A 5348-nucleotide genomic window follows, 5' to 3' on the forward strand; every position below is an offset into this window, starting at 1 on the left:
CTGAACATGGGCGTGCAGGACGCGGTGAACCTGGGCTGGAAGCTCGGCGCCGTGGTCCGCGGCGACGCCCCGGACGGTCTGCTCGACACCTACCACGCGGAACGGCACCCGGTCGCGGAGCGGGTGCTGCAGAACACGCGGGCGCAGTCGGCCCTGGTGCGGCCGGGACCGCAGACGGAGGCGCTGCGCGAGGTGTTCGGCGCGCTGATGGTCTTCGACGACGTCAACCGGTACCTGCGTCACCTGCTGACCGCGCTGGATCTGCGCTATCCCGTCGAGGGCGACCATCCGCTGGCGGGGCGCCGGGTGCCGGACGCCGATCTGAAGACGCCCGAGGGCATCGTGGGCGTCCATGAACTGCTGCACGCCGCCCGGCCGGTGCTGCTGGCCCTGGACGGCGGCGCCTGGGCGGCGCGGGCCGCCCAGGGCTGGGCCGATCGCGTCGACGTGGTCGAGGCGCACAGCGAGGACGACCACTGGCCCGTCCCCGCCCTCGGCGACGTCCCGGCGCCCGCCGCGCTCCTGGTGCGGCCGGACGGCCATGTGGCCTGGGCCGCCGACGTGGACGAGGCGGCGGACCCGTCGGCGCTGCGGGCGGCGCTCGCCGCGTGGGTCGGGCCCGAGCGGGCGCGGTGACCCGCGGCGTCGTCGCTACGGCGCCGGCTGCGTCCACGTGACCGGGAGTGCGTGGACTCCGTAGATGTTCATGTCGGTCCTGAGCCGCACCTCGTCGGCGGGGACGGCGAGCCGGAGGGTCGGGAAGCGGCGGAGCAGGCCGTCGAAGCCCGCCCGCATCTCGATGCGGGCGAGTTGCTGGCCGAGGCACTGGTGGACGCCGTGGCCGAAGCCGAGCTGGCCGCGGGCTTTGCGGCGGACGTCGAGGGCGTCGGGGTCGTCGAAGCGGCGCGGGTCGCGGTTGGCGGCCAGCAGGGAGACGACGACCGTGGAGCCCTCGGGGATGGTCTCGCCGCCCAGCTCGATGTCCTCGGTGGCGTAGCGGTAGAAGATGTCGGCGACGGACAGGTACCGCATGATCTCCTCCACCGCGTCCGGCATCAGCTCGGGATCCGCGCGGAGTTCGGCGGCCTGCCCGGGGTTCTCCAGGAGCGCGAAGGTGCCGAGGCCGAGCTGGTTGACGGTGGTCTCGTGGCCGGCGATGAGCAGCAGGAAGCCGATGCCGACGAGTTCGTCGACGGTGAGGTCGTCCTGGCGGGCCAGGTCGGACAGGAGGTCGTCGTCCGGCGTCTCGCGCTTGCGGGTGACGAGTTCGGAGAGGTACGTCGTCAGGCCGTTGTAGGCGGCCATCTTCTCGTCGATCGCCACGTCCTTCTCCATGAAGGTGGCCGAGTCCTTCTGGAAGCCGCCCCGGTCCTCGTAGGGGACGCCGAGCATCTCGCAGATCACCAGCAGGGGCAGCGGCAGCGCGAACTCCTTGACCAGGTCGACCGGCGGGGTCAGGCGCTCCATCGCGTCCAGCTGCCGTTCGGCGAGGGCGACGATGTGCTCCTCCAGCGTCTTCATGCGTTTGACGGTGAAGGCGCCGATGAGCTTGCGCCGCAGCCGGCCGTGGTCCGGCGGGTCCATGGTGATGAACATGCCCGGGATCTGCGGGGACGGCTCGGTGACCGGGGGCATGCCGGGCACCTCGTACGGGATGTGCAGCGGGCCGATGTCCAGCCGGGAGCTGAACCGGGTGTCGGCCATGAGCTGCCGCACCTCTTCGTGGCCGGTGACCAGCCACCCCTGGTGGCCGTCCGGGAAGAGCAGCGGGCTGACGGGCCGGGCGTCGCGCAGTGCGGAGATGCGGCGCGGGGGGTCGAAGGGGCCTGCGTCGCGCTCCATGGGGAGGCCGTTCGGTACGGGAACGGTTCGGCTCATGGGCTTTCCTCTCCTGTGGGGGCTGTGACCCCACCATGGCACACCGAGTGGCACCATCGTGAGCCAGAATGGCGCACACGGTGCCCTCCGGCCGATACGCAACCCCCTCCTCGGCCATCGGGCGAGTTCGGACGGCCGTTCCCCAACAGCCGCCTCACCAGCGCAATCCGGACGCGCTTCCCGTACGTGGATATCTGACGGGCCGACAAATACGCACACTTCGCCGACGCCGAGAACGGCTCATAATGACGCCATGCCTGCGCCATGGTGGCGCCATGGGGAGGCGCGGTCCGGGCAGCGGAAAGCCGCCCCGGTGACACGAGGTCACCGGGGCGGCTCGGGCCCGGACTCAGACGGGCAGGGTCGCGCCCCGGGCGGCGTCGGTGATGATCCCGGCGACCGCCGCGCTGTGCTCGTCGAGGTAGAAGTGACCGCCCTGGAAGACGTGCAGGGCGAACTCTGCCGTGGTGTGCTCCCGCCACGCCTCGGCCTCGGGGACCGTCGTGTGCGGGTCGTCGGTGCCGACCAGCATGGTGATCGGGCAGTCGAGCCGGACGCCGGCCGCCCGGGGGTGGGTCTCGACGGCCGTGTAGTCCCCCCGGACGGCGAAGAGGATGGAGGCCCGCAGGTGTGCGTTCTCCAGGTAGACGGGGTCCGTGCCGCCGACCGCGAGCAGTTCCTCGACGATCCCGGCGTCGTCCCGGCGGTGCACCGTGCCCCCGCGCAGCAGGGAGGGCGCGGGATAGCCGGAGGCCACCAGCCGGACCGGCGGGGCGCCGGCGTCCTCCTGGTGGCGCCGGGCCACCTCGAAGGCGAGGACCGAGCCCATGCTGTGCCCGAAGAAGACCGTGGGCCGGCCGTCGTCGGAGCGGCGCAGGGCCGCGTGGATCAGGTCGGCGAGCTCGGCGAGGTTCTCGACGCAGCCCTCGGCACGCCGGTCCTGCCGTCCCGGGTACTGGACGACGAGCGTGTCCAGTTCCGGCGCGAGCGCTTCCGACAGTCCGTAGTAGTAGCTCGCCGAGCCTCCCGCGTGCGGAAAGCAGACGAGGCGGAACTCGCTGTCGTCGGTGGGATGGAAGCGGTGCACCCACTGGCCGTCGTATGTCCCTGACGCTGTCATGCCCAGCCTTTCGGTGTGTGGTCGAACGGCGAAGTGGTGGCCCCGCGGGCCCGGTTCAGGCGCCCTGGGGGTCGAGGAGGGAGGCCACGAGACTCGTCTCGACGTTCCCGCCCGAGACCAGGACCCCGATGTCCCGGGCGCGGCCCTCGGCGGCGAGGCGCAGCGCACCGGCCACCGCGGTGGCCGCGGCGGGCTCGATGAGCAGCCGGGCGTGGACGAGCACGAGCCGCAGCGCCTCCGCGATGGCGCTCTCCTCCAGGGTGAAGACCCCGGCGACCGCGTCGTGCGCCAGGTCGTAGGGAAGCTGGCCGATGCGGTCGGGCCGCAGGCCGTCGGCGATGGTGGGCCGCACGTCCACGGTGACCGGGCCGCCGGCCCGCAGCGCCGCGGTCAGCGCGGGTACGGCGGCGGGCTCGGCGCCGTGGACGTCGATGCCCTGGCCGGCGGTGGCCAGGCAGGCGCCGGCCAGGGCGCTGCCGCCGCCGACGGGCAGCACCACCGCGTCCAGACGGCCGCCCGCCGCCTCCACCTGGTGCAGCAGGTCCGCGGTGGCGGTGCCCTGACCGGCCACCACGTCCAGGTTCTGGTAGGGGTCGATCTCGTCGTAGCCGCGGGTGTGCCTGACCTCCTCCAGCACCGCGATCCGCTCGGCCAGCGTGGTGCCGGCCTGAAGGACCTCGGCGCCGGCCTCGCGGATGCGCCGCACCTTGGTCGGAGCGGCGTCGACGGGCAGCACCAGCACGGCCGGCAGCCGGTGCTGGGCGGCGGCCAGGGCCACGGCGATGGCGTGGTTGCCGGTGGACTGCGCGACCACACCACGGCTGCCGGCCGCCACCAGCCGCTCGACGGCGAGGAGCGCGCCGCGCATCTTGAAGGAGCCGCCGCGCTGGAGGTTCTCCGCCTTCAGCCACAGCCGGGCACCGGCCACGCGGTCCAGTTCCTCGCTGCGCACGACGGGGGTCTGGAGCACCCGGCCGGCGATCCGGTCCCGGGCGTCGTGGACGCCCTCGTAGGTCAGCAGGGGCTGCTCGACGACGGCCACGAGGTTCGCGCCGATCGACATGATGGGTCTCCGTTTCTCCTCGGCTTCGAGGGGTCGGCCTCAGTGACCGCGCGTCGGCTGCGCCTCGATCACGTCCAGCACCTCGCGGCCGCTGTCGACCAGGTACATGTGGTCGCCGGGGAACTCCGCGTAGGTGAACTCGCCGGTGGTGGCGTCCCGCCACTGCCTGGCCTCGTCCGCGGTGACCAGGCCGTCGTGGTCCCCCCGCAGCGAGCAGATCGGCACCGACAGCGGCTCGTCGGTGCTCGGGACGTACGCCTCGTGCATGGTGCAGTCGGCGTGCAGCGCGGGAAGGATCAGTTCGCGCATCTCCGGGTGGTCGAGGGCCTCGTGCCGGAAACCGGCGAACTCCTCGACCCGGGCGAGGAATTCGTCGCCGCTCAGGCCCGCCGCCCGCCGCTCGCGCTGGGTCCACGGCCCCGGCGATCCGCTGACGACCAGCCGCTCGACGTGCACGCCGCGGGAGGTCAGCAGGTGCGCCAGCTCGTAGGCGAGGACCGCGCCGAGGCTGTGCCCGAACAGCACGGTCCGGGCGCCCTCGCCGAGATCCCGGGCGATGCCGTCGATCTCCGCCTTGGCCGCCTCGACGACGTTCTGGTACGGCTCCTCCAGGAACCGCCGCTCCCTGCCCGGGAGTTCGACCGAGGTCACCCGCCACCGGCCGGCGGCCAGTTCCCGCCAGGGATGGAAGAACGAGGGTCCTGCTCCGGCGAACGGCACGCACAGCAGCGTGGTCCGGTCGCCGTGTTGCTCCGACATGCCGGGTCCTGTCACCCCGACCAACCCCAATCGTCCGTGAGAAGGTCCGCCGCGGCCGGTGCGCCGTCGCACCGGCCGCGGCGGACGCGCTGTCCGGTCATCCCGCCAGCTTGCGGTTGATGACCTCGAAGACCTCGGCCACGGGGCCGGGCATGTGCATCTCGTGGTGCACGGCGCGCACGTCGTGCACCTCGATGTCGCCGAGCACGTACGGCCGCCACAGGTGCGCGTAGGTCTCGTCCTGGAGCGTCGCGCTGAAGAAGACGACATCGCCGCGGTAGACCGGCGATTCGAAATCCATCATGAGCGTCGTGTTGTTGGTCAGCACCTTCGCCATGGTGTCCAGGAAGTCTCCCTGGTTGCCGGTGCCGATGTACTGGCCGAAGTACTCCTCCAGCTCACCCCGGTAGTCGGACTCCGTCTTGCCGGCGTGGATCTCGGTGAAGCCGTGGCCGCCCGGCTGGGAGTCCAGGATGGCGACGAAGGAGATCTCGTGCCCGCGCCGGTCCAGTGCCTCGGCGACGGCGT

Annotated in this window: 5 protein-coding genes and 1 pseudogene; 1 reads left to right on the top strand and 5 read right to left on the bottom strand. The window is 72.5% G+C overall.

The genetic code is table 11. The annotated features are described in order from the left end of the window. Positions 1-636 (top strand): FAD-dependent monooxygenase (locus K377_RS40490; protein ID WP_181512774.1); only part of this gene is annotated, 636 nt, incomplete at its 5' end. Positions 637-651: 15 nt separating this feature from the next. Here the strand turns inward: K377_RS40490 and K377_RS40495 are convergent. The 5 genes and pseudogenes from K377_RS40495 to K377_RS40515 all read right to left on the bottom strand — a co-directional run. After that, positions 652-1878 (bottom strand): cytochrome P450, encoded by a 1227-nt coding sequence (locus K377_RS40495; protein WP_111668643.1) that lies wholly within the window; start codon positions 1876-1878, stop codon positions 652-654. 349 nt (positions 1879-2227) lie between these two features. Next, on the bottom strand, positions 2228-2998 hold the full coding sequence (locus tag K377_RS40500) for a thioesterase II family protein (RefSeq protein ID WP_111668644.1): 771 nt from the start codon (positions 2996-2998) through the stop codon (positions 2228-2230). Positions 2999-3053: 55 nt separating this feature from the next. Beyond that, positions 3054-4061, bottom strand: coding sequence for a threonine/serine dehydratase (locus K377_RS40505; RefSeq protein ID WP_111668645.1), 1008 nt, complete (start codon positions 4059-4061; stop codon positions 3054-3056). A 39-nt stretch (positions 4062-4100) separates the two neighbouring features. Continuing rightward, the gene (locus K377_RS40510; RefSeq protein ID WP_111668646.1) at positions 4101-4820 is read right to left on the bottom strand and encodes a thioesterase II family protein; all 720 of its coding nucleotides are present in this window, start codon (positions 4818-4820) and stop codon (positions 4101-4103) included. A gap of 97 nt (positions 4821-4917) precedes the next feature. Continuing rightward, a pseudogene (locus tag K377_RS40515) lies at positions 4918-5348 on the bottom strand (non-ribosomal peptide synthetase); the annotation flags it as partial.

Origin of the sequence: Streptomyces sp. PsTaAH-137 (assembly GCF_003259365.1) — a bacterium.
Classification (GTDB): Bacteria; Actinomycetota; Actinomycetes; order Streptomycetales; family Streptomycetaceae; genus Streptomyces.

What these genes read in the sequence shown, in the direction of transcription:
- K377_RS40495 (WP_111668643.1), bottom strand. Translation starts at nt 1,878, where the DNA reads ATGAGCCGAACCGTTCCCGTACCGAACGGCCTCCCCATGGAGCGCGAC.
- K377_RS40500 (WP_111668644.1), bottom strand. Translation starts at nt 2,998, where the DNA reads ATGACAGCGTCAGGGACATACGACGGCCAGTGGGTGCACCGCTTCCAT.
- K377_RS40510 (WP_111668646.1), bottom strand. Translation starts at nt 4,820, where the DNA reads ATGTCGGAGCAACACGGCGACCGGACCACGCTGCTGTGCGTGCCGTTC.
- K377_RS40505 (WP_111668645.1), bottom strand. Translation starts at nt 4,061, where the DNA reads ATGTCGATCGGCGCGAACCTCGTGGCCGTCGTCGAGCAGCCCCTGCTG.